25 protein-coding genes are annotated in these 25,394 nt (G+C 37.4%); 6 read left to right on the top strand and 19 right to left on the bottom strand.

What is annotated here, in order from left to right; genetic code table 11:
* Positions 1-14: 14 nt before the first annotated feature.
* A complete protein-coding gene (locus Q0874_RS00440; RefSeq protein ID WP_299157993.1) occupies positions 15-1,055 on the bottom strand; it encodes a sugar kinase in 1,041 nt (346 codons plus the stop codon).
* 22 nt (positions 1,056-1,077) lie between these two features.
* Entirely contained in the window at positions 1,078-2,091 is a 1,014-nt protein-coding gene (locus Q0874_RS00435) for a zinc-binding alcohol dehydrogenase family protein (protein WP_299157991.1), read from the bottom strand.
* Positions 2,092-2,357: 266 nt separating this feature from the next.
* On the opposite strand from Q0874_RS00435, the gene Q0874_RS00430 reads away from it, so the two are divergent.
* The 4 genes from Q0874_RS00430 to Q0874_RS00415 all read left to right on the top strand — a co-directional run bounded on the left by Q0874_RS00430 (position 2,358) and on the right by Q0874_RS00415 (position 6,068).
* On the top strand, positions 2,358-3,476 hold the full coding sequence (locus tag Q0874_RS00430; RefSeq protein ID WP_299157988.1) for an alcohol dehydrogenase catalytic domain-containing protein: 1,119 nt from the start codon (positions 2,358-2,360) through the stop codon (positions 3,474-3,476).
* A gap of 8 nt (positions 3,477-3,484) precedes the next feature.
* On the top strand, positions 3,485-4,279 hold the full coding sequence (locus tag Q0874_RS00425; RefSeq protein ID WP_299157986.1) for an alpha/beta hydrolase-fold protein: 795 nt from the start codon (positions 3,485-3,487) through the stop codon (positions 4,277-4,279).
* 69 nt (positions 4,280-4,348) lie between these two features.
* Positions 4,349-5,239 carry a phytanoyl-CoA dioxygenase family protein gene (locus tag Q0874_RS00420; RefSeq protein WP_299157983.1) on the top strand — a complete coding sequence of 297 codons (891 nt, stop codon included), beginning with the start codon at positions 4,349-4,351 and terminating at the stop codon, positions 5,237-5,239.
* Positions 5,240-5,300: 61 nt separating this feature from the next.
* Positions 5,301-6,068, top strand: a complete 768-nt coding sequence (locus Q0874_RS00415; RefSeq protein ID WP_299157981.1) for an aldolase/citrate lyase family protein — start codon at positions 5,301-5,303, stop codon at positions 6,066-6,068.
* Positions 6,069-6,098: 30 nt separating this feature from the next.
* On the opposite strand, the gene Q0874_RS00410 is transcribed toward Q0874_RS00415, so the two are convergent.
* From Q0874_RS00410 to Q0874_RS00400, 3 genes are all read right to left on the bottom strand, one after another.
* The gene (locus Q0874_RS00410; RefSeq protein ID WP_299157979.1) at positions 6,099-6,575 is read right to left on the bottom strand and encodes a hypothetical protein; all 477 of its coding nucleotides are present in this window, start codon (positions 6,573-6,575) and stop codon (positions 6,099-6,101) included.
* A 200-nt stretch (positions 6,576-6,775) separates the two neighbouring features.
* Entirely contained in the window at positions 6,776-7,150 is a 375-nt protein-coding gene (locus Q0874_RS00405; protein WP_299157977.1) for a VOC family protein, read from the bottom strand.
* Positions 7,151-7,159: 9 nt separating this feature from the next.
* Positions 7,160-7,675 carry a RidA family protein gene (locus Q0874_RS00400; protein ID WP_299157974.1) on the bottom strand — a complete coding sequence of 172 codons (516 nt, stop codon included), beginning with the start codon at positions 7,673-7,675 and terminating at the stop codon, positions 7,160-7,162.
* A 271-nt stretch (positions 7,676-7,946) separates the two neighbouring features.
* On the opposite strand from Q0874_RS00400, the gene Q0874_RS00395 reads away from it, so the two are divergent.
* On the top strand, positions 7,947-9,653 hold the full coding sequence (locus tag Q0874_RS00395) for a GMC oxidoreductase (RefSeq protein WP_299157971.1): 1,707 nt from the start codon (positions 7,947-7,949) through the stop codon (positions 9,651-9,653).
* 4 nt (positions 9,654-9,657) lie between these two features.
* Positions 9,658-10,251, top strand: coding sequence for a gluconate 2-dehydrogenase subunit 3 family protein (locus Q0874_RS00390; protein ID WP_299157968.1), 594 nt, complete (start codon positions 9,658-9,660; stop codon positions 10,249-10,251).
* A gap of 67 nt (positions 10,252-10,318) precedes the next feature.
* Here Q0874_RS00390 and Q0874_RS00385 read toward each other — a convergent pair whose 3' ends face one another.
* From Q0874_RS00385 to Q0874_RS00320, 14 genes are all read right to left on the bottom strand, one after another.
* Positions 10,319-10,831 (bottom strand): GNAT family protein, encoded by a 513-nt coding sequence (locus Q0874_RS00385; RefSeq protein WP_299157965.1) that lies wholly within the window; start codon positions 10,829-10,831, stop codon positions 10,319-10,321.
* A 74-nt stretch (positions 10,832-10,905) separates the two neighbouring features.
* Complete coding sequence (locus tag Q0874_RS00380) at positions 10,906-11,421, bottom strand: GNAT family N-acetyltransferase (protein ID WP_299157963.1); 516 nt, start codon at positions 11,419-11,421, stop codon at positions 10,906-10,908.
* Between the two features lie 150 nt (positions 11,422-11,571).
* Entirely contained in the window at positions 11,572-14,016 is a 2,445-nt protein-coding gene (locus Q0874_RS00375; RefSeq protein ID WP_299157960.1) for a prolyl oligopeptidase family serine peptidase, read from the bottom strand.
* Positions 14,017-14,449: 433 nt separating this feature from the next.
* Positions 14,450-15,553, bottom strand: coding sequence for a DUF5009 domain-containing protein (locus Q0874_RS00370; RefSeq protein ID WP_299157958.1), 1,104 nt, complete (start codon positions 15,551-15,553; stop codon positions 14,450-14,452).
* A gap of 205 nt (positions 15,554-15,758) precedes the next feature.
* Complete coding sequence (locus Q0874_RS00365) at positions 15,759-17,432, bottom strand: tetratricopeptide repeat protein (RefSeq protein WP_299157955.1); 1,674 nt, start codon at positions 17,430-17,432, stop codon at positions 15,759-15,761.
* Between the two features lie 199 nt (positions 17,433-17,631).
* Positions 17,632-18,555: a carbon-nitrogen hydrolase family protein gene (locus Q0874_RS00360; RefSeq protein WP_299157952.1), complete on the bottom strand. Its 924-nt coding sequence runs from the start codon at positions 18,553-18,555 to the stop codon at positions 17,632-17,634.
* 307 nt (positions 18,556-18,862) lie between these two features.
* Complete coding sequence (locus Q0874_RS00355; protein ID WP_299157949.1) at positions 18,863-19,519, bottom strand: trans-aconitate 2-methyltransferase; 657 nt, start codon at positions 19,517-19,519, stop codon at positions 18,863-18,865.
* Between the two features lie 173 nt (positions 19,520-19,692).
* Positions 19,693-20,328 (bottom strand): hypothetical protein, encoded by a 636-nt coding sequence (locus Q0874_RS00350; protein ID WP_299157946.1) that lies wholly within the window; start codon positions 20,326-20,328, stop codon positions 19,693-19,695.
* Between the two features lie 162 nt (positions 20,329-20,490).
* Positions 20,491-21,210: an isoprenylcysteine carboxylmethyltransferase family protein gene (locus Q0874_RS00345; RefSeq protein ID WP_299157943.1), complete on the bottom strand. Its 720-nt coding sequence runs from the start codon at positions 21,208-21,210 to the stop codon at positions 20,491-20,493.
* 200 nt (positions 21,211-21,410) lie between these two features.
* On the bottom strand, positions 21,411-22,040 hold the full coding sequence (locus Q0874_RS00340; protein WP_299157940.1) for an MSMEG_1061 family FMN-dependent PPOX-type flavoprotein: 630 nt from the start codon (positions 22,038-22,040) through the stop codon (positions 21,411-21,413).
* Between the two features lie 43 nt (positions 22,041-22,083).
* Positions 22,084-22,881, bottom strand: coding sequence for a class I SAM-dependent methyltransferase (locus Q0874_RS00335; RefSeq protein WP_299157938.1), 798 nt, complete (start codon positions 22,879-22,881; stop codon positions 22,084-22,086).
* 95 nt (positions 22,882-22,976) lie between these two features.
* Entirely contained in the window at positions 22,977-23,930 is a 954-nt protein-coding gene (locus Q0874_RS00330) for a proline iminopeptidase-family hydrolase (protein WP_299157936.1), read from the bottom strand.
* Positions 23,931-24,117: 187 nt separating this feature from the next.
* The gene (locus Q0874_RS00325) at positions 24,118-24,642 is read right to left on the bottom strand and encodes a hypothetical protein (RefSeq protein ID WP_299157934.1); all 525 of its coding nucleotides are present in this window, start codon (positions 24,640-24,642) and stop codon (positions 24,118-24,120) included.
* Positions 24,639-25,373 carry a DUF6090 family protein gene (locus Q0874_RS00320; RefSeq protein ID WP_299157932.1) on the bottom strand — a complete coding sequence of 245 codons (735 nt, stop codon included), beginning with the start codon at positions 25,371-25,373 and terminating at the stop codon, positions 24,639-24,641. Before Q0874_RS00320 ends, Q0874_RS00325 begins: the two co-directional genes overlap by 4 nt.
* Positions 25,374-25,394 lie beyond the last annotated feature (21 nt).

Here is a 25,394-nt window from a genome sequence, read left to right as displayed (position 1 = left end):
ACGTTATTAAATAATTATCTAGCTACTCTGCCTGAGGCATCACCGCCCATCAATTTTTGGACCTCTTCCACCGTTACCAAATTTGCATCTCCCTTTATCGTGTGTTTTAAACAGGATGCCGCCACTGCAAAATTTAAAGCATTCTGATCATCTTCGGGGTAGGTTAATAATCCATAGATCAAACCCCCCATAAAAGAATCTCCTCCGCCAACTCTATCCACGATATGGGTTATTTGATATTGCGGTGATTCAAACAAAGTCTTTCCATCATACATTACGCCGGCCCAGGTATTGTGTGAAGCAGAAAGTGAGCCCCTAAGTGTTGTGATCACTTTTTTTGCCCGGGGAAACTTTTCCATCATTTGTTGGCAGACCGAGAGGAACGCTTCGGCCTTTACATCATGTCCCTGTGTAGTAATGTCCAGACCTTCGGGTTTAATTCCAAAATGTTTTTCAGCATCTTCTTCATTTCCTAAAATAATATCACAATAGGAGGTAAGCTCGGTCATGATTTCCTCGGGTTCAACTCCGTACTTCCAGAGCTTCGCTCTATAATTCAGGTCGGTGGATACGGTTATCCCCATTTCACTGGCTTTTTGTACAGCTTCAAGACATACATCGGCTGCTCCCTGTGAAATGGCTGGTGTGATGCCTGTCCAGTGAAACCATCCTGCTCCTTCAAAGACCTTTTCCCAATCGATCATACCCGATTTAATTTCGGCGATGGACGAATGAGCTCTGTCATAAATTACTTTACTTCCCCTTGATACTGCGCCTGTTTCAAGAAAATATATACCTAACCGGTCTCCACCAAAAATAATGTCATCTACCCCAACACCTCTTTTACGCATTTCCATCAAAGCGCATTCTCCGATATCATTCTTTGGCAAACGTGTTACAAAACTAACCGGAATACCATAATTGGCTAATGATACGGCAACATTAGACTCACCTCCGCCATATATTATATCAAAAGAATTTGTTTGGGAAAACCGTAAAAATCCCGGAGGTGCCAGACGTAACATAATTTCCCCAAAAGTCACTACTTTTTTCATTCAAAAAATCGTTTTTATTATCTTAAAAATTAACCGTTGCCTTTATCACGCCGTTTGTCGGGTCTAACCAACTATCGAACTGATGAATCATTTCGTCAAAGCTCACATTATGAGTTATGAAAGAATCCACAGGAAATTTACCCATTTTTAAAATGTCTATTACATATTCAAAGTCTTCCAAGGTAGCATTTCTGCTACACATTATTGTGGCTTCTTTTGCGTGTATAGCCGGATGCTCAAATTCAACCTTCGCCTTAGATAAACCAACCAGAATATAGCGGCCACCATTGGCCATATAATTTAATCCTTTCTGCAGGGCCTCCTTATTACCAGTGGCATCAAAGACGGCAGTAGCCATCTCACCCTTAGTAATTTCTGCGATGATTTCCACTGCTGCATCACCAGCCAAAACGCTATGATCAATATCAATTTTATCTTTAGCGTACTTTAATCTTCCACAATCTACATCTATTGCAATTACCTTTGCGCCTTCGATCTGTGCAAATTTCATGATGCCTATTCCAATTGGGCCGCAACCCACGACAACAATATACTCATTGGGCAGAATTTGAGCCCTTCTGATGGCATGAGCTCCAATAGCCAATGGTTCCGCAATTGCCATCTCAGCATAAGTTAATTTGTTTGCCGGGATCAAAAGGTTTATTGGCACCGAAATCTGCTCCTGCATCCCGCCATCCGTATGTACACCAAGTACCTTAAGTTCAGTACAACAATTGGTTTTTCCATTTTTACAGGCAATGCATTGTCCACAACTGATATAAGGCATTACAATTACTTTATCACCTGCTTTGATATTTTGCTTATTTTCTTCTATTTCTATTACTTCAGCGGCCAGTTCGTGGCCTAGCACCCTGGGGTAGGTAAAAAATGCCTGGTTACCTTTATACGCATGCAAATCGGTTCCGCAAATCCCAATTTTCTTTATACCAAGAATAGCCTGTCCTTCCACTTTTTGAGGTTTTCTTTTTTCTCTGAGCTTAAACTGACCAGGTTTTTCACAAACAATATACTTCATCAATAGCTCTTCTAATTTTTAAAGGACACACTCTTAGGAACGATCTTTACTAAACTAATTCAAAAAAATTAAATAATTATTTTATTTGCCTTATAAAGTTATATAAACCAAATATAACTGAAGATGAACTCAACATTTTTGTAATTTAAGACTTTAAACGAACTTTGAGGAGACCGGTAATTTTCCTTATCTGAGCTTTCACTAAGTATTTTTTTAGTAAATAATTTAAGCTAAAACCCTTTATTAACGTAATGCACAACATCTAAATGCCTGTAAAATGCAAAGCGGCCATTGCAATGGGAAATGGCAATTTCACTATTGAAAATATCGTGGTTAATGAACCACGGGCGGATGAAGTATTGGTAGCTATTAAGGCAGCTGCTTTGTGCCACACAGATTATGATTCATTAAATTGGGGAAAACCTCTGATATTAGGTCATGAGGGGGCCGGCGTTGTTAAGGCGATCGGCATGGATGTTAAAGGTCTTCATGTGGGCGACTCAGTTATTTTGAATTGGGCTACTCCATGTTATAATTGTTTCCAGTGTAATTTAGGTAATCTGCACATTTGTGAAAATAATTCCCCTGTTGTGGCAGGTGCCAATGGATATACCAATGGACATGCACATTTGGAAGGGACCTTATGGAAAGACAAACCTATTGAGCGCTCTTTTAATATTGGGACTTTATCCGAATATACACTTGTTAAGGCATCAGCAGTTGTAAAAAATACAGCCGAAAAAATGTCTTTTGCATCAGCCAGTATAATCAGTTGTGGCGTAATGACCGGATATGGATCTGTTATAAATTCTGCAAAAGTAAAACCCAATAGTTCTGTCGTGGTTTTAGGCACGGGTGGGGTTGGTTTAAGCGTTATTCAGGGAGCAAAACTGAGTAAAGCTTCCATGATTGTCGCAATAGATATAAATGAACAAAGATTGGCTATGGCCAAAGAGTTTGGCGCAACTGACCTTATTCTTTCCAGTAAAGAAGATAAGGGCTTATTGAAGGCGGCTGAAGCTGTAAAGTTACTAACCGAAGGTAGGGGAGCAGATTATGCTTTTGAATGCACTGCGGTTCCGGAGCTCGGAGCAGCACCCCTGGCGATGGTCAGGAATGCCGGCACGGCGGTCCAGGTAAGTGGAATTGAGGAGGAAATTACCATAGACATGAATTTATTTGAATGGGATAAAATTTATATAAACCCTTTATATGGCGGATGTAACCCTCAGATAGATTTTCTAAAAATCATTGAACATTATGAATTTGGTGAATTAAGGCTTGACGAAATGATATCCCAAACCTACGATTTGGACCATTTGCAAGAAGCCTTTGACGATATGTTGGCAGGAAGAAATGCCAAAGGTGTTATTCTATTTGATTAATTTTAAAGATGTTCAGAACTATTGAAAAATCGAACCCGGCGTTTGAAAGCAATCATCTAAGTTTTATTACGGTAAAAACCAAAAACTTAAAAGGTCGGGGTGATATTTGTCTTTTTGTTCCTCCTGTAGAAGGCCTGAAAGACATTCCGTTGGTGGTCCTCCTTCATGGGGTATATGGCAGTGCCTGGGTGTGGTCGCAAAAGGCGGGTGTGCACCTTACCGCATGGGATATGATTCAAAAAAATGAAATAGAGCCAATGGTGATAGCCATGCCCTCCGACGGACTTTGGGGCGATGGCTCGGGGTATCTGCCGCACAATGGTTTGGATTTTGAAAAGTGGATTGTGGAAGATGTTCCCAAAGTGGTTATTGATAACGTAGCTTCGGTTAGTGAGAAATCCGAGCTATATATTTCCGGGCTCTCTATGGGCGGTTTCGGGGCGCTGCGTTTAGGAATCAAATACTCGGATAAATTTAAGGCAGTATCTGCGCATTCGTCAATTACCGAATTGGAGCAAATGTCTTTGTTTGTAGAGGAATCTATCAAAGATTACGAGCAGATTAACAAGCAGGACGAATCCGTTTTAGAGTTGGCACTTAGTAGAAAAAAACATCTACCCCATTTAAGATTTGATTGTGGGACCGAAGATTTACTGATTAGTCAAAACCGTCTTCTGCACGATCAATTAAATGAGGCCCAAATAGCCCATGAATATGAGGAATTTGCCGGGGGGCACGAATGGGACTATTGGCAAAAACACATAAAAGACAGTTTGCGGTTTTTTAATAAGTTTATCAAATAACTAAAACTATTTGTAACTTAAAATTAGTTCTATGAATTTGATTACGAAATAACCATTAGAATTTTAGATATGGCAGCAATAAAAGACCTGGCGGATTATCATGAATTGGTATCCGACCTTTTTAAACAACCAAAGTCGCGCGAAGAATGGGATCAATACAGATTGACCGATGAACAGGTAGCTCATTTTCATGAATATGGGTATTTGTCGGGAATTAAATTATTGGAAGCTGATCAGATTGAAGTCTTACGTCACCAATTAGCTGAGGTTATAGATCCCAAACATCCTGCTCACCATCTGTTCTATGAATTTCACAGCAATGAATCAGAGGATTCTGATTCGGTTTTATTTCATTCTTTGGGACAATGGCGCATTGCCAGCGGTTTTCACGATATTCTCTGGAATCCCGCATTTGTTATGGCTGCACATCAATTGTTGGAAAATAAGCCGGTCAGATTCTGGCATGATCAATTATTTTATAAACCCGCTAAACACGGAGGTGTAGTAGCCTGGCATCAGGACTATTCGTATTGGACGCGCACAGTGGCCATGCAACATTTAACCTGCTGGACAGGCCTGGATGATGCAACAATTGAAAATGGCTGTTTGCACTATGTTCCAAAAAGTCATAAATGGGGATTGCTTGATGCACCTTCTCTTGCGGGCGATATGAACGGATTAATGGAATATCTCACTGAAGAGCAAAAAAAGGAATTTAAACCGGTTGCCATAGAACTGAAAAAGGGTTATGGAACTTTCCACCATCCTTTGATGGTTCATGGTTCTTATGAAAACAAATCTGAAATGAGCAGGCGGGCATTTGTGATCAATGTGTTTGCAGATGGTACCGTGAGCAATACGGATGATGAACTCTTGACAGGGGTTCCAATAATTCCCAAAGGAAGCAAAATGCAAGGTAAATTTTTCCCCTTATTATACAACCCAAAGCTCTGGTTGTAATTAAGAATATGGTATTCAATTATACTCGCAGAACATATAGAATATTAAACCAATAAAAAACATGAAAGTCAATATTTTGAAAAAGTCATTAGAAGAAGGCAAAACTGTATTTGGGCCCTTCTGTAAAATCCTGGACCCAACGATTGTTGAACTAGCGGCATTGGCAGGCTTTGATTTTGTAATTATTGATATGGAGCATGGGCCATATAGTGTAGAAACCGTTCAGCAAATGCTAAGAGCGGCAGAAGCCAGAGGCATCTCAGCGGTGGTTAGGGTTACAGAAAATAGTGAGACCTCAATTCTGCGTGTATTGGATGTGGGAGCAAGATGCATTCAGGTTCCTCAGATATCTACAGCCAAGGATGCAGGGAAGGTAGTGAAATCTGCAATGTTTCATCCTAAGGGAGAACGTGGGATGTGCCGCTATGTAAGGGCTGGAGAATACACAGCCATTGAAAAGGAAGAGCATTTTGGGAAATCTAATGAAAGCATATTAACTATTATACATATCGAAGGTGTTGCAGGTTTGGAGAATTTACCGACTATTCTCACCTATGACGGTATTGATGTTATTTTTTTAGGACCCTATGACTTGTCGCAATCCTGCGGTGTTCCCGGGCAGGTGCACCATGAAAAAGTGGTAAAACGCATGGAAGAAGCTGTGGCGCTGGCCAGAAAAAGCGGTAAGGTAGTTGGTACTTTTGTGGAAACTGCAGAAGATGCAAAAAAGTGGGCGGAAATAGGCGTTCAATATATCTCATATGCTGTTGATACGGGCATAATTTTAAACGCGTTTAAAAAAATAACCCAGGATTTAAAGAAGAATTGATCAGCACTTGAACTAAGCAGATGCCTTTAGTTACTTAATTAAATCATCTTTGAACGCTCTCCATTTTATTGATTCGCCATCAATAGGATAAGTATTTGACTTTTTAAAAATTGCCGTGATTCCTCCTATTCCTGCACCCATAACTCCAAAAATTAGTCCAAAACCAGCAGCACCCTCACCTTTCCCCCAATATTCACCTTCACCGCCAGATGCTAACCCCAAAATTGCGCCGGTACCAGCTCCTATCGCCGCTCCCCAAAGGACATTATTCCCGACAGATCGTTTTGTTTTTATAAAACCAATTTTGCTCACTCCAATATTTACAGGTTTTTCCCTGGGAACAGTTATCAGGGAGGTGTCAGTTACACTAACAATTCTGCCTTTGGATATTTTTTCGCCATTCCGGTCATATACTCTTACAAAAGGAGCCGCCTTATTTTTTGTTTCTTGAGCATAAAGTATACTGGAAGAAATAAGTGCCAGGGTAATATAAAAGAGGAATTTCATAGGATGATATCTTAGATTATTTTGAATATAAAACAGGTTGATTAATAAACATCAAAAAAAATCTCACTTAAAAAAAAGCTAATATGACCAGCTAGAGGGGAGTTGCTGTCTTCGAGGGAGTTTTTAAAAATAGAAAAATATTACGAACTAAAAAAAAGTGAATAATGTGGCTGAACCAGTACTTAGCCAAATTCAATTTTTTAAATTTTCCAGGGCGGATTCTTCCTGTTCACTCCGCCGTAATATAGTATTACCAAATTACCATCCGGATCTTTTAATCTTGCTTCCCTCCATAACCAGGGTTTATCATTCGGTAATTCATGAAATTCAATTCCTTTAGTAAGTAACTTACCTACGTGCGTATCCAGGTCTTCACATTCAAAATAAACATATATACCCTCTCCGGAAGGCAGTTTCTCGGTTTGGTGTATGGAAAAAGTACTATCCCCGTCAGGACATTCAAATCTTGCGTAATGTGGTAAGGCCTTAACGATTAGTTTTAATCCCATCTTTTGATAGAAGAGAATAGATTTAGTCAAATCCACTGATGGAACGGTAATTTGATTTAAGTTCATTTAAATGAGCTATTCCGTTTTATGCACTTCCAATTCAATTTCTATCATAAATTCAGGTAATGCCAATTCCTTAACCCCAAGCCAGGAACCCGTAGGAAATTGCTTGGTATAAATGGTATTCCTGTAGGCGGCATGTTCCAGAAATAAAGACATATTGGTCGTAAATACATTTTCAACAACTACATCGTCAAAAGTGCAGCCGTAATGCTTTAATATCTTATCCAGGTCTGCATAGCAATTTTTCATTTGTTGTTCAAAATCACCTACGGCGGTTGGATTACCGTCATTATCCATACTTACGGCACCAGATATTTTGATATCGTTACCAATTTTCACGGCATGGGAATATCCATAGGCTTTTTCAGTTTCCGGACGGAGCAGAAAATATTCAGGCTCTTCAACTTCAACAATTTGTACTTTTTCAGCCTCCTTGGGTGCCTGATCGCAACTTTGAACTATTAAGGCAATAACAAATAAGGGAGTAAGAAGTTTAATTAGGTTTGAGATGGTGTTCTTTTTTTTCATGTTTTTTAGGGTATTTGAAATTACTGATTTGCTGTTTCTGATTTTACGGTTTTAGTAAACCGAAGTTAATAAAACTTTAATATTGATGAATCATTTATTCTCCATTGCAACAAACGAAAATGTAATTATTAAAATATTGTTTGCCGCATTAAAAGGATGCAATAAAATCTGTGGTGTGCTCAAAGTAGTCGTATTGTTAAATTTTCAAAGCATATTTTTCACCACTCACTTATATTTCATTAAATTCAAATCTTGAAAATCACAATAATTTATGGCCAACTATAATATAGATGCAAAAAAGAATATGACCTATGACGCCATAGTTATAGGATCGGGAATAAGCGGGGGCTGGGCTGCTAAAGAGCTTTGTGAAGGCGGTTTAAAAACTTTGGTATTGGAACGGGGAAGAATTGTTGAGCACGTGGTAGACTACCCTACTATGAATAAGGACCCCTGGGATTTGGAACTCCGGGGAGCCCTTGGACCAGAGGATCTTAAAAAACACGCGATAGGCGCACGGGCGGGTTTTGTCGGCGCAAATAATGAGCATTTTTATGCAAATGACGAAGAGAATCCCTATACGGAAGTGAAACCCTTCCTCTGGGTTCGTGGGCACCAGATGGGTGGGCGTTCTTTGCTTTGGGGCAAGCAGTGTTATAGGTGGAGTGATCTCGATTTTGAAGCCAATGCCAAAGATGGTCATGGGGTTGACTGGCCCTTGCGATATAAGGATGTAGAATCATGGTATACCTATGTTGAAAAATTTGCAGGGATTAGTGGTCAGGCACTTGGTTTGCCACAACTACCCGACAGCCATTTTCTGCCTCCTATGGAACTCAATTGCGTTGAAAAGGATATAAAAAGCAGAATAGAAAAAGAATTTCCCGGACGCGTTATGACTATTGGCCGGGCAGCGCACCTTACAGAACCTTTGAATGGTCGCGGCCAATGCCAGTTTAGAAACAGATGTGATAGGGGATGCCCATATGGCGCATACTTTAGCAGTAATGCCGTGACTCTTCCGGCCGCTAATGTAACCGGTAATCTTACTATCAGGCCTTACTCCATAGTTAATTCCATTATTTATGATGACAAAAAAGGAAAAGCTACAGGGGTCAGAATTATAGACGCAGAGACCAATGAGTATATAGAGTTTTATGCAAAAATTATTTTTTGTAATGCCTCTTCCTTAAGCACTACTCAGATTTTGTTGAATTCCACTTCCGACAGGTTTGAAAATGGCCTTGGAAATGACAGTGGTGAATTGGGTCATAACTTAATGGATCATACCTATAGAGTGGGTGCTATGGGCAGGGTTGAGGGCTATGAAGACAAATATTACAAAGGCAGAAGACCAAACGGAATTTATATCCCGCGTTATGTAAACATTGATGAAGAAACGAAAACAGATAAGTTTGTACGAGGCTTTGGTTATCAGGGTGGAGGTGGCCGTGGTAATTGGAGTGCCGGGGCCAACCAGGAACAGTTTGGAGCAGATTTTAAAGATAGCCTGATGAAGCCGGGCCCATGGGAATTCTTTATTACCGGATTTGCAGAATGCCTGCCTTATCATGAGAATAAGGTTATGTTAGATAAGGAGAATGTTGACAAATGGGGTCAGCCTACATTAGCTATTGATTGTGAGTTCAAAGAAAATGAAAAAGCAATTAACAGGCAGATTAAGTCTGATGCAGTAGAAATGCTGGAGAAAGCAGGAGTAAAAGATATTGTGGGATTTGATAATGAGCATGAACCGGGTTATGGAATTCACGAAATGGGTACCGCCCGCATGGGTCGTGATCCCCGTACTTCGATATTGAATGGAACAAATCAAATCCATGCTGCAAAGAATGTTTTTGTTACAGATGGTGCCTGCATGACTTCATCTTCATGTGTTAACCCATCTTTAACTTATATGGCCCTCACTGCGCGGGCAGCGAATCACGCAATTTCTGAACTCAAAAAGAAAAACCTTTAAGATTATGGACAGAAGAGCAGCATTAAAAAAAACAGCCATGGCGGCAGGGTCTGCGGCCCTGGTTCCTTCACTTTTTTCGCTATTACAGTCTTGCCAGAAGAAACCGCGACTGAGTTGGGAGCCCATATTTTTAACCGTAAATCAGGCGGAATTAATCTCAACATTAGTGGACACTGTATTACCAAAAACAGAAACTCCCGGGGCGTTGGATATGAAAGTAGATTTATTTATTGACGTGGTATTTGCTAAATTGTTTAATAAAACCGCTCAACAAACAATGATTGCTCAAATGGAGCAGTTTAATACAACTTGTGAAGAGAAATTCGGCAGCATATTCTCAGAATTAAGTGTTCAGGATCGAGAAGAATTTTTAAAAGAAGAAGAATCGGCATCTGGGAAATACAATGGCAAAGTCTGGGGAACAGCGGTAGGCGAACAAAAACCGGTTGGGTTTTATCGTACAATTAAATCGCTAGCCTTATGGGGTTATTTTTCCTCAGAAGAAATTGGAAAAAATGTGCTGAATTACGATCCTATTCCGGGAGAATACCTGGGCTGTATTCCCCTATCCGATGTTGGGAAAACCTGCAGTTTATAGCAGTTTAGCAAGCTTATTCAGGTTTAATACTGCTATTTTTAGCACAAAATGGTGTTCTGAGTTAACCCTAACATAGATTTAATTTAAAATACCTGTGCTCATCAAAAATTTTATCATTCTTATATACTGTATTTTTAAAAACACCTTCTTTTTTATATCCGTTATTTTCAAGTGCTTTCATAGACGCGATATTAAAATCAAACACCCCTGCATAAATTCTAATCAGTTTTAAGTCCGCAAATCCATAACTAGTAATTAATTTAATAGCTGTTGTTGCTATTCTTTTTCCCCAAAAGGGTTCTCCAATCCAATAACGAATTTCAGCTGATTTACTGTATACATCGTTTTGAAGGATTAATCCTATTACCCCACAGAGATCGCCGGCGTATTCTATAGCGAAATTTTGTTTTGGGTTTTCTTTTATAGTTAAGTTTATAAATAACTCGGCATCACCTTCGCTATAGGGATAAGGAAAAGAATCTCTTAAATTATCCCATATATTCTTATTGTTGGCAAGTTTTGCCAATTGCGATATGTCGGACAAGTGTAGTGCTCTTAATTTTATTTCTCTTGATCTCAATAGTTACTTTTTCTTTTTGGCTACCGGAGCATAAACAGATGACTGTTGCTATCACACAGGCTTAAATAGATTAGTTATTTTTTCTGAATTTTATACAATAGCAGTTCCTCGTCTTCATTGGGTAATGTAATAATATCTACCATTTCTAATCCCAATTTTTCCAAAAGGCGTTGTGATAAAATATTTTCTTTTGATGTAATTGCCTTTATTTCTTCAATTTCAAATTCTTCAAAAGCAGCTTCTTTCAATCTATTTGCAGCTTCATACGCAAAACCCTGACCTTCATATTGGGGGAGGAAAGCAAACCCTATATCGATACCATCGAGTCCTTCCCTGTCATAAAGTCCACAAGTTCCTATTTTTATATTGTCTGACTTTTGAAAAATGGTATAGTTAGAATATCCAAGTCTTTGGAGTTGTGGCAACATTTTGGTTTTAATATAGTCTTTTGCGCCTACAACTGATTTTATTTCTCTATCTCCAATATATTGAATAAACTTTGGCGTATTCATAAGTTTATAAATAAACTCCGCATCAAATTCAGAGGTAGGTTTAATAAGTACTCTTTCTGTTTCGAATTCTTTGTACATTATTTTTTATAAGGCCAAATTTCATCTTTTTTAATAACAAATTTATCTGCTTCACGCGGAGCCCGCTCTTTCGAAGAACTTAAAATATTTTATGAATATTACTGATTTTCAATTAGCCGTGTTATGTCAGAAAACAACCTATAGCGTTGATCATTTCAATTCCGTTTTTTTAGCATTACCGGGAGGTTTGTTCTTTACATATTTCTCCAGCCATTGATCCTGCTCCCAAAGCAGATGCAGAATAGTTTCCTTTGCCCGATATCCATGACTTTCGTTTGGCAACATAACCAACCTTACCTGAGCACCTAACCCTTTAAGTGCATTAAAATATCGGATACTTTGCATAGGATAGGTTCCTGAATTATTATCTGCTTCACCATGGGTCATAAGTAAAGGTGTCTTCATTTTATCGGCATGCATAAACGGAGACATAGTATAATAAACTTCCGGAGCTTCCCAATAGTTTCTTTCTTCACTTTGAAATCCAAAAGGGGTCAGGGTTCTATTGTAAGCACCACTCCTTGCAATTCCTGCAGCGAAAAGATTGGAATGGGAAAGCAGGTTAGCTACCATAAATGCACCATAACTATGACCTCCGACCGCAACACGTGTCCTGTCAATATAACCCAGTACATCTACTGCATCAATAGCGGCTTTAGCATTTGCCACTAATTGCGTCCGAAAAGTATCATTTGGTTGATCATCACCTTCCCCTACTATGGGAAATGAAGCGCCATCTAGCACAACATAACCTTTGGTCACCCAAAAAATGGGTGATCCGTAGTAAGGAAATGTAAATTTATTTGGGTTTGAAGTCTTCTGTGAGGCGCTTGACTGATCTTTAAATTCGCGGGGATAAGCCCATAAAATCATAGGCATTTTTTCTTTTTTCTCCTTATTGTAGCCTACGGGAAGATATAAAGTGCCCGAAAGCTCTAAGCCATCATCCCTTTTATAAGTTATTACTTCTTTATGGATTCCCTGTATACTTTTAAAAGGATTGTCAAAGTCTGTCAGCTGCACAAGCTTATTTTTCTTCAAATCTCTAATAAAATAATTAGGGTACTCATCAGGTGATTCTATGCGTACTAAAAGTTCACTTTTTTCAACGTCATAATTGTTAAGGTTTTCAAGTTTGTCTGTATATTCTGATTGATAAAGTCGGCTCGTTTTAAGTGATTTAAGGTTGATCTTATCAATAAACGGGAACTGTCCTTTTTCAGAATACCCTGCACCATTAAGGAAGGCATAACTACCTTTTAATGCCAGGACATCGCTCCCCATTTTGTTTCTCTTTGTCACAAAATCTCCTGGATCACTGTATCTATCCTGATAATTTCTATCAAAAATAATTTTAGGTTCGACAGAAGAATCAGAAGGATTGAATAAATAAGTCTTGGTATTTCTGGTATTCCACCAGTCATCAATAATAAGTGCTGTATCTTCATCTCCCCATACCGCACTGTCATATCTGTTGACGGTTTTCATCAGACTCTTGGATTCTCCGTTGAACGGGGCATTTAGTTGAAAAATTTCATCCCTGTATAAGGCTTCTTTTTCAGGATCGCCTCCATCCAGAGCTTCGGCGTAAACCAGGCTTGCAGGCATGTCATTCCTCCAGCTAAATCTTCTTTTCCCTTGACGGACAGCCATGAAACCCTTTGGCAGATCTTCAATCAAAGGAACCTCTAAAACTGTCTCAACCTTTTGTCCATCCTTCGAATAGATAACGGTTTTAGAAGGAAATCTGCGATAAGGCACAAGGTATGAAAATGGTTTTTCAACAGTTGTCACCATGACGTATTCTCCATCCGGGGAAAACATTATATTATTATACATAGCACCTTCAAGCCATTTTTCACTTTTCCCATCCAATGTAACTTTGTAAAGCTCTGATAAAGCAAGTTGTTCAAAATTATGCTCATCATTTTTATTTTTTAATAAATCCTGATACGTTCTGTTTTGTGCTTTTTTTCCGTCATTCACAGAGATTGTAGGGCCGGTAGGTACCGCGTTCTTTGTTTCAATAAGTTCCAGCCTGTCCGGAGAAATCATTTTCACCAGGATTGCATTACCATCCTCAAACCAGTTTATCACATCACGAAGGTTGGCATTTACCCTAGGTTCGGTTAGTTTTTTCGCCGCCTGTTTTATGACATCGACTACCCAGACTTCTACTCCTGAATATGTTGTATTTGTGAATGCCATCTTCTTCTGATCAGGAGAGTACGTGAAGTTGGCTAATTTTGGTTCTGATGGTAGTCCACTTACTTGAACTAGCTCCGATTCATTAGTTAGGAGAGGTTTTATTTTTAAATTATTATAATAAGTCACCCTGCTTCCAATATTGGTTTTCGGATTAATTCTTAACCCGCCCAATCTCAATTCTTCTTGAGATATTTCTTCGATACTTTTAAAGGTATCCCGATATAGGAAAATCATAAATTCCTTGTTATCGTCAACAAGTACTGACGGGGCTAAAGGCACATCTACAAGGTCAAGAATTTCCTTTGATGGTTTTTGATAGGTCAGTGCTTCCTGGGCTTGTACTTTTACAATTAATAATAAAAGAACTGCATAAATGGATAGTTTCATATTCTTTTTTGTTTATAGCTAATGGTTTTGTGTGTTAAAAATAGCGTTTTACAAATCGATACTTTTGAGCTGGAATAAATGTATGAAAAAAGCGCAAGTTTGAAATACTTGTGCGGAGTAAACTGGCTATTATTTGATGCTATTATTTGTCCGACCAAACTGCTAGTTCATTTTCAGAGGGGTCAACAAAGTGAAATCTGCGACCACCCGGAAAAGAAAAAATATTTTTTGTGGTTTTACCACCAAGCTCGAGAATTTTATTTTTTATCAAATCAAGATTTTTATGATATAAAACAATTAATGCACCATTTATAATTTCATTTTCCGTTTTTTCAAATCCTCCTTCAAGTCCACTGTTCGAAAAAGCGGCATATGTTGGTCCATAATCAGTAAAAGTCCAATCAAAAGAGGCCGTATAAAATTCCTTTTGTTTTTATACTTTAATAAAAGTTTTATTTTTATACATATACCATAACAACAAATAGAGAAGGCCAAAACCTCCGGTTGTAATTATCATTCCATAATACGCTCCTGTATATTGCTCTAATCCAAATAATAAGAAGTCTGCGATCTTAGGAAAATAAATAACATGAGAAAGTACATAGGCTGTGATAGCATTCATGCCAATTACTTTTAAAGGAAATGACCATTTAATTTTTCCTTTTACATCAATAATCCAGTAGAATAAAGCCAGTAAAATATAACAAACTCCTGATGATGCCAGCACAAATGAGCTTGTCCATAATTTTTTTACAATAGGATGCCATATTCCCCAGATCAATCCTAATACCAATCCAACTATGCCAGAAATAAATAAATACAGCACAACTTTTTTTCGCGGGAGTTTTGATTTAATTAATTCACCTGCAAAGATTCCCGACAAGGTTGTGGCTGTAAATCCAAATCCGGTAAGTAGCCAGGTATACTGAAGGCCGTCGTCAAATTTTCCAAAAACCAAATGATCAAAGTACAAAGCAAAATTACGATCTGGCAGCAATACACTCTTTCCAACACCCGGAACATAGGGAATTGTTAGAATCAATGCATATATAATAAGGCAAGAGGCAAAAGTAAAATAGAGCCATTTTCTTTTGAGGTGGATATACGCAATACATGAAAAAAAGTATCCAACGGCTATGGCCTGTAATGTGTTACTGAAAATGTGAAACTGTGCAGAATCAAGAGCCAATAAATTACCCTGAACAATCCAGCCAAGAATAAAAAGTATGATAAAACGCTTGATAAGCTTCCCATAAATAGAGGTCATGGATGTGTTTTCTTGCATCCTTTTGGATAAAGAAAATGGAATTACTGCACCGACAACGAATAGGAATAAGGGCATTATAATATCATAGAAAGTAGAACCAAACCATTCAGGATGATCAAATTGTTTCGCTAAAGATTCAGTAAAAGAAGTCCCTGCACCCTCATTTAGGTTAATAAAAAATCGATCTGCAAAAATTATTAATAGCATATCAAAACCTCTCAATACATCAATTGAAAGTATCCGATTTGGTTTGACTAAGTTTTCATTCATAAAAATTTAGCTTAATTGGTTTTACCGTGTTTGTATATGGTTTGTTGCGTGTTTTAAGCACCTAATTTAACAAATACAAACCGAATAGAATCCCGATAGCTATAGGGACGCGAGGATTTTCGTAAGTAGGCTAGAGCTAGCAATAAATTATAGACGGTGTTCGTCTAATTTGTTAATATTCGATTTAAATATGACTTCGTTAATCCTATTTAAAAATATCTTTATCACCATATTGAGTTATATGATCAAATTTTGATTTAATCCCTTCATATTTGTCTGGTTTTTTCATCTTTTTGTAAATCTTCATTAGTCCCCAATATGCTATAGAACTATTTGGATGTTTGTCAAGTATTTTTTCGTAACAAGATTCAGCTTTTTCATACTCACCTTTTTTAGCGTATGCATCTGCTAAACTTAACAAGGTCGGTCTTGGGTAATATGGAGGTTCTGAATAACCTAAATCTTTTTCCATTTTAACAGCTTTTTTCAGGACTTCTATTCCTTTATCATATTTTTTCTCGGCAATTAAAATATTTCCTTTTAGTTCTATGGAAGTAACGAGTAGTGTTTTCAATCGGAATTGATTGATTTTATCCTTTTCATTTTCTAGTTGTGAATTTCGCCAAAACAAAGCATCCAGTTGATCTAATTTTGATTTGGCCTTAGAAATGTCATTGGTTTTTAAAGCAGACATTCCTGAAGAAAAAGTAGAAAACGCAGCTTTGTAATCCATGGCTTGCCTTCCATACATTGAATCTAAATCCACTATTTTATCAAATTTTTCAACAGCTTTATCCCAAAATCCAAAGCGCATTTCCATAATTGCGGGGGTAATTATTCCTTGATAAAAGTAGGCGCCTCGATGCATATCAACTCTGTCTGCAACAGCGACCATTTTTTCAAGCCTTTCTGCGTAATGCAGACCTTCTTTATAACGCCCATCTTGAGCACAATTGGCTAACAAATAATTAAGATTGTGTATATAATTCCAGTTATCAATCTCCTTAATATTTTGATTGGCCATATATGTTGAGTCTACTTGCATAGCTTTAATGAATTGATCATGTGCCTTTTTGTAATCACCTAATTTATAATAGACGTGTCCCGGCATATGGACAATGTGTCCTGATTCTGGAGCTAAATCTGCCAGTTTATCTGCGCTTCCTAAAGCCTCCTCAGGACAGCAGTTTTCCATTTGATGGATCCAATAATGATGAACACCATGATTTTCTGGATTTGAAATAAGAAGGTCTCGTAACAAATATTCACTATAGATGGTCCCTTTTCGGGGGTCCATATTTTCATCATATCCAGACATGTTAAATAGGGCCAAAAAAAGTTTTGCATCAACATCTTGTGGGTATTGATGAACGATATTTTCTAACTGTTTCAAATAACCTTCTGGGTTTTTAGTTTCAACAAAATCGAGAATTCCTTTGCTATAAAGGGCTTCATATTCTTCTGCGGTTTTACTTAATACTTTAAGTTTTTCTACGGCTATTTTTTTCTCTTCATCAAACTCTTCATTATCAATAAATAAAATTGTGTGAAGAATGCCCCAATATGGCATAACTGCGGTAGAATCAATCTTTATAGCCTCCTTAAATGATCTATAGGCCTCAAAGTCCCAGAAACAATGTAATTGACTAACTCCTTGGCTAAAATACTTTTGCGCAAGTTCTGACGAAGTTTTTATTTTTAATGTTGAAGATCCAACACCAATCATGAGTTCTGGTGCAGGAAGGTTTTCAATATAATTTACGCCACTTCTACATGCCATAACATGATTTATTTCTTTAGAATGGTCACTATGATTATGTTGTGCAATGGTTGGTAGTAGAACTGCCTGGAATAAAATAAAAAGTAATATTTTTCTCATCAAAGAATATTTATGGTTAATTTTTCTAATTGTTTTGGGCTGGTCATACTTAAGCCCAACGGTCTCGGCTATGAGTAGTTGCTTGATTAAGCACGAAATTTAGCAAATAAAAACCGAAATGGTATCCCGATAGCTATCGGGACGTGAGGATTTTCGTAAGTAGGCTGGTACCAGCAATTAATTAAATACTATGTTGTAGCTAGTTTTCATTTAGTTGATTTACTTTGAAATTAAAAACATCAGGTCTTGAATAATGACCAACGACATCAAACATTCGTTTTGCTTTAATAATGTCTTGAAGATTAATATCTGCATATAATATGCCTTCTTTCGCTTCTAGTGGTCCAGCGATGACTTTACCATTTGGTGCAATTATAGAACTATTGCCGACATTAATCCATTCTCTTCCTTCAGGGTAAAGTTTTTTAAACTCATACTGATCAGGAATATCATCCATTTTTAAAGCCATGCATGTACTTATTACAAAAAGACCACCTTCTCGTGCAATATGCTGCATGGATTGAATCCAGTTTGGACTTTTATCCCAAGTTGGAGATGCCAATATTTGAGTTCCAAATTCGTAGATAGCATTTCTTGCTAAAGGCATGAAATTTTCCCAACATATCAATCCTGCTATTTTTCCAGATGAAGTATCATAAGAGCATAAAGTGCTACCATCTCCTTGCGACCATATAAGACGTTCTCCGCCTGTTGGTATTAACTTTCTATGTTTACCTAGAATTAAACCTTTGTCGTCTATAAAAAGTAAGCTATTAAATAAACTTCCACTACTGGTTTCAGTATTACGTTCATGCATACCAATAACAACATTAATCCCAGCTGTTTTAGCCGCTTCACAAAGCTTTTTCGTAGAATCATCGGGTACAGAAACAGCATTTTCAACAAGTTTTAAGTAAAGCTCATTTAAATCAGCTCCTTTACTATTTGGAATAAGCCATACCCAATCTGGATAACCAGAAATAAAAGCCTCTGGGAAAACGATTAAGTTAGCGCCGTTTTCACCGGCCTCTAAAATCGCTTCACGGGCCTTTTCAACCGTTTTTTCTTTGTTTAAGAAAACAGGTGAAAGTTGTGCAGCAGCTACTTTTATATTTTTTGTCATCTCGTTCATTCTTTAATTAGCTGCAACGGTCTTATGTATAATTTCGTTGCGTGTCTCAGCAACTAATTTAGTAAATACAAACCGAATAGAATCCCGATAGTTATCGGGACGCGAGGATTTTCGTAAGTAAGCTTGCATTAGCAATTAATTTTATACGGTGTTGTGCTTTCGTTGTTTTTTAATTAGTTTTAAAATCATATTTTCGACTTTCTCTCAGGTATGATTTTCCTTTAATCACTTCTTAAATTTAAATTGTTTCAGGAAACTATTCCGTTAAGGGGCAGGTTGGTTAACCTTCATTCCATCCTTAATGTTTCCGCGCCACGATATGGAATATTTGCCAATGTTTTGGTTTCCTGAGTTCTGGCGGATCGTCTCGTTCTTCTTCCCGCATCATCTCTATCGAAAAGCCTTCCAACAACTTTAAAACTTCTTTAAGCGAGTGGTGAGAACGATTCGGAAGTGATGCCCAAGTATCTCTACTTCCAAAAAACTGACCTGCAAACCTGCCTCCCGGGCGGATCGATGCTGCGATTTTATTCCACAGAACTTCAAAATGTTGTGGTTCGCAAAACGGCAAAGCAAAACTAGCGTTCACCATGTCACAGTCGGGAAACTTCATATCGCAGAAGTTCACCGCTATTGTTGTCAATTGGGGTTTCAATATCTCTGGCACCCTCGCCCATAAATGCGGGAATGCTTCTGGGTGATTATCGGTTGCTAATACCCTCCAGTTTCTACGGAGTAGTTCCAGTGAATCACGTCCTTCCCCAGCGGCTAAATCAACTGCAAATCCTTTATAAAAGCCTTCCTGCTCAAAAGAATCAAGGGCTGCAATAAGGGTGTCTCTCGCTCCTTTTCCTAGAACGGCATTGAAATATCCTGACCAGTCTTCTATCTCCGAGAAGTCTTGGGCACCCATAGGTGGTAAGTCGGACTTTTTTGATTTGTCTTTTTCGCACATAAGGTTTCTATTTTGCATTCTAAAATTATGCCGATTATTAAAAGAACAAATAATACAATTTTAAAATGAATTTTTTATATTTCTCGTTTTAAATGAAGCACAACGGTTACTATAGGAAGCGTAGCGACCCAATGGGAGCTATGATTTCATACACATTGTTGGCAGTTCGTTATCTATTTCTGTATTTTCAGATTTCTAAATTCACCTTTAGAGTTAAATCCTGTCCACAGTCCAATTCTATCAGAGACTTGTTTTGTTAATCGTTCAATCGAGAGTAATTCCGTGTTCGTTTCTTGATCATAAACGTATACTTTTTTATTATCAATTTTCACTTGTACTCCAAACCATTCATCTGGTATTGGTTGCCGTGGAAATTCTGATTCGAATTGCCCTTCATAGTTGGTTCTTAAAAATCGCCAAGTATATTTAGGATGATAGATATACTGAACGGAATGTTCTCTTCTTATTTTTTCATCAGATTGAAAATTAAATGGTCTAAAGTAAACGGCTTCGTACGTAGAGTCGTTTTGAATATTAAATGCAATCCCAACAAAGCTTTTTCCAGGGTTATTCTCGCCTTTTAGCTCTAATTCAATAACCCCTTCATTAAAGTCCAGGTCATTGATTATTGCCATTCCATCTCCATTTTTTCTATTTAAAATCAAGGTGTTTGTGGAGTTTTCAACTGACACAATGTCTCTATTTATCACATCCATATTATCGTTTTCGAATTGGATCGTTTGGCTTGAGCAAACAGTTAGACTAAATATTAGAATAGTTGTTGCGAATATTAAAATCTCTTCTTTCATATTATCTTGTTTCTGTTAATGACTGCCAACGATACTGTATATGGGCCGTTTTATGGCCTATATACGGTGTTATGTGCTTGTTATTTTAGTTGTTTTTTTTTATGTGTCTTTACCTTTTCTATTAATTGAAATTAACAACACCAACATCAAAGAAAAATCATCTCAGAATATTCCTGGAATCAATCGATAACGTACGCGGTTTGCATACTCGCGATATCCGGGTAGTTCTTGATGTAAAGTCTGGTCCTCTAAAATGGTTCTTATAACGGCAATGATCAATGCTAATATCGCTGGAATAAGGGTCCAGACAGATCCTAAGGCCAAAGCTATTCCCGCCAGTGGCGGAATATTTCCGGCATAACCGGGATGTCTTACGATTCGGTACGGGCCGCTGTCACATACTATATGCCCACGATCCATCTGAATCCGCGTCACGGATGAAAAGAAGCGGTTTTCTATTATTGCCCATGAAGCAAAAGCATATCCGGGTATGATCAGTATGAAGCCAAGTATGTTGAGCCATATCGGAAATTCGGGCGACCATCCAAAGTGGTGATCGAGTCCGGCTACAATAAATAATGGAAAGGATAAGCTAAATGCCATTAAGGGAGCAAGTACCTTATCCCAGGGCTTTACGTTTTGATCTTTTCCGAATTTGCTCCGTTCTGCCATTAATCCCGGGTGCCTTTTTTCGGCTAAAACCCGTGACCCTATTCCTATTACCAGAAACAATACTGAATACAACCATCCCTGCCACCAAGCCAAGTCCCATCCGATTGTTAGAAGAACCAATGGCATCAGTAAATACGTAAGAATTAGTCTTATCCAAAAACGCGTCCCTGCTTTTTCATACGGATGCTGATCAACTGTCTTTGATGCCATGCTTATTCCTGATTAGGAGCTATTGATTTTTAATTGCAATTATTAATTGAGCAAAACATTACACATAACGGTAAGGCTATGATTAAGTTCTGGAATCATCCGCAGGATTACTCTGCTGAGAAATCAGCTGTTGATTAATCCTTTTACTCTGGTGTGGTAAAAAACCACAATGAATTATAGCCATTTTTGTGCGTAGTTCTTTAATATAAGCGTGTTTCTTCATCCTTCTTAATTATTTCATCCATTTCCTCATATGATTTATCAAGTTTCCCGTGGTCAACCATTGATTTGGCTAAAGTAGGAGCTTTCCGTTCAGCAGATTTATCGATATTTGCCCATAATTTAGACCTTATTATACATTTTGCACAATGCAGAAAGGCTTCTTCTACGTGTACAATCATTGCTAAATTAGGAAGTCTACCATTATGAGAAAGTAGCTCCAATACTTTTTTGTCTTTAACGATTTGTGCTTCGCCACTAACTCGTAAAGTTTCTTTTATTCCTGGTATTAGAAAAATCAAACCCACTTTAGGGTTTTGTAATATATTCATAAATGTGTCGGCTCTTCTATTACCTAATCGGTCTGGGATTGCAAGAGTTTTTTTATCTAAAATTTTCACAAATCCAGAAGGGTCGCCTTTGGGAGAAGCGTCAAAATTTCCGTTTTTATCAGATGAAGAAATTACTATGAAAGGAGATTGTTCAATGAATAATCGACAATTTTCATCTATGTAGTCTATAGTTTTCCTTGTTACTAATTCACTTGGGTGTCCCATAATCTCACGAAAATCATCCTCGTTTGTTATAACCTCTTCAAATTTTCGTTTCATTAAAAGGATGTTTTTAAATTATACACGGTGTTAGCAAAAGTTTTTATTTTTCAGCATATCCTATCATAGCCGAATGTGGAAAGGAATATCCATTCTCCGTTTTAAAGGAATCACAATTCTTAATTACATCACTTTTTATATCATTTTGCTTATTTTCAGGAAATAAGTGCAAATTTCCCCAATCCCAGCAGCCATTCATTAACGGGTCAAGTGATTGCATATTCCACGTTGTGTTTAGTTTTTCTAATTTGAAATTTTTTAAACTAGCATTTGATATGAATGTATTATAAGTATCAAAATCTGTAACACCAAATAATGGTCCATGAGGTAGTTCGGATAATTCGTGATGGTTTGCAAAGGCTTGAAAAAAAGCTCCTAATGAACTTTGTTCTTCCTTTGCTCCCCAAACTGCAAAAGCAAATTTTCCATTTGGTTTTAAAACTCTGTTTATTTCCTTAAAAACTTTATTTGGTTCAGGTAAATGATGAACTATAAAATTAGCTATTACAATATCTATTGAGTTATCGTCTAATGGAATATTTTCAGCATCCGATTGTTTGAATATAATCTCACTATGGGCTGAACTAGCCTCGAGAATCATTTTTTCAGAAAAATCAATTCCGATAACATTTGCTCCTGTTTCACTAATTTTCTTTGTTGAATTTCCAGCTCCACAACCAATATCTAATACGGAAACATTAGAACCAATATTTGTTTTGTTTATTAACAATGGAAGAGTTTCATTTGTTAAGGTAGCCCAGGTTTTATTGTAACTAGGTGAGCATCTCGACCAAGTATCTAATTCATATTCGCGAATAGCATTGTAGTTTGATTGTTCCATAATGTTAATTTTGTATTATTAATTTTGTTTCAAATTTTTGCTAACGGTCATGATAAAATGTGTTTCAATACATTTGATCAAATGTTAGCTGTTGTCTATTTTTTTAAGTTCAATGATGAAATGAAATCCTCAATAGCCTTAATGCTCTCTTCTGGTGCTCCCCAGGTTGTCAGATGGCTTGACCCTTTAAAAACCACTAATTCTGAATTATTAATTGATGCCATTTCCTCTACCATTTCAGGAATAATTTCGTCAAACTCCCCAACCGTAAATAAGATAGGGACATCTACATCAGATAATAAAGGAGTGGCATCATACCCTTTAAGTGTCCCCGTTATACTAAATTCACTTGGCCCCCACATATGATGGTAAATATCAAGATTGGCAGTACTCATAATACTGTCCAACTCTTCTTCATTTGGATTTTCACCCCACAAATATTTGTCATAGAATATGGTTATTGCGGAGTCGTACAGGGGGTTTTCATAATTACCGGTAGCGTCTGCCTCCAACACTACTTTTTGTAATGAATCTGGTAATGTCGCCAATAGTTGGTTTGTACTTTGTTCCCAGGCATTCATGTTTATACAAGGACTACCCAAAACCAATGAAGATACTCTATCAGGATAATTCCTATAATACTCAAAAGCTAATATAGTGCCCCAAGAGTGTCCTAAAACATTCCATTTTTCGACATTTAAATGTTGTCTGAGGGCCTCAAGTTCTTCCACAAAATGTTTGGTAGTGAATAAACTGGTATCTACGACAACATCGGATTTTCCGGCCCCCAATTGATCATAACGAATGACCTGACGATTCTTGCCCAATTCCTCTAGTGGTTTGAGATAGAAACTGGAGTATCCTGGCCCCCCATGTAATAATATAAGAGGTACGCCGGACCCCTCACCGGTTACTTTGTACCATATATTTCCTCCATTCACTGCCAACCTTCCCTCACCTACAGGAATGAGATTAGTTTTGGTAGACTTGTTGCCTTCATTACATGAAATCAGCAGAGCAAGTAAAAAAGCAGTTCTGAAATAATTCATATGGTTTAACATGATTCTCTTATTTAAATAAGTTGGTTAATCAATGATAAAAGCTAACGGTCTTGTGTATAGCTCGTTGCGGAAAATGACCAACGAACTTTTCCGCTGTAACCGAAAGATAGCAAATTGCAATGAATTCCGATTAGGAATTCAGCCTCAATGAGCTATACACGTTGTTGTGCTCTCGTTATAGTTTTGATTCATAATGAATGACAAAAGATAAAATTTTCCATACACCATCAACATTTGCCAATACGAGGCTGTCAAGTCCTGTTTTTCTTGGTGAAGGGTCATTTGATTTTGATGCTTGAAATACTACATCGACACGAATCAATCTGCCTATCTTAGTAGTTTTGGTTTCAATTATCCATTCAGTAGTTTTTTCTGTTGGTGAATTGCTATCACGAATTGAATTCTGCCAACTCGAAATAAATTCTTCAATAGTCTGTGGGCGAGGTGATTCTCCAGCTGACGTTTCACTAACAAACTGGGCGCCTTCAAAGAAAACCGAGCGCATCAATTCCCAATTTGGTTCCTCTGTCTTGCCATAAGAGAAAGACTGGTATAGTTTCTTGAGTATAATATCAACTTGTTCCGTCTCACCTTGTGTTAATGTTTCTGTTTGAAGCGTTCCGTCAGGACGATTAGTTTTACAACTGATTATCCCGACAAGGAATATGGTAAGGATAATTTCTCTAAAGAATTTTATCATTGGTTATCTAGGTGTTTCTGAATGGCTTTGTCTAAGTTTTTAGCTTGGTCAAGAATATCACTATATCTAAGCATTAAAGCTTCTAGATTCCATGTTTTTTGCCTGAGCGTATTAATTATAAAATAATCTTCTTTATAATCGTCAAGAGTTTTTCCTGGTTTTTTAAAATCTTCAGGGCCTCCGGTCATTGTAAGCAAATTGTTTCGTGAATCTTCAAATGTGTTTTGTGGTAGATAATCAAAATTTAAGACATAAGGTGCGGTAATATTTCTTGTATATTCTCTCAGAGCCGATTGCCATGCGCCTAAATCTGTATTGTAATAATTGACAATACTATTTGCTAAGGTTTTATTCTTAATAAGCCTTATTTCACCTGTAGTTTGTAAATTATTAAATGTAGTAGTATTGAGAGAAACGTCACCAACTTGCAGAATGGATTTAAAACCTTCCATAAACTCAGATTTGGTGGCCTCTTTTTTATCTGCTAATATTTCCAGGCAATTTTTATAGTTTCTTACCATCTCTTTTTTAAAATCGAGTTGGTAATTTAATCGTTCAATATCAACTCGAATATCAAGTTGTAGGTCGCTAAGAATGTCTCGCTCCTCTTGGCGTTCTTTTCTGGTTTCATTCCAGTTATTAATCTGCAATGCAATTAAAATTCCAATTACTACAAGAATTATTTCACCAATCGCATATTTTAAATACTTACCAGTTTTATTTTTTTCCATAAGGTCGTAGCGTATTTTTCT

Source organism: uncultured Eudoraea sp. (genome assembly GCF_947490415.1).
Taxonomy (GTDB): Bacteria; Bacteroidota; Bacteroidia; order Flavobacteriales; family Flavobacteriaceae; genus Eudoraea.
This window is presented reverse-complemented; position numbering and strand designations above follow the sequence as displayed.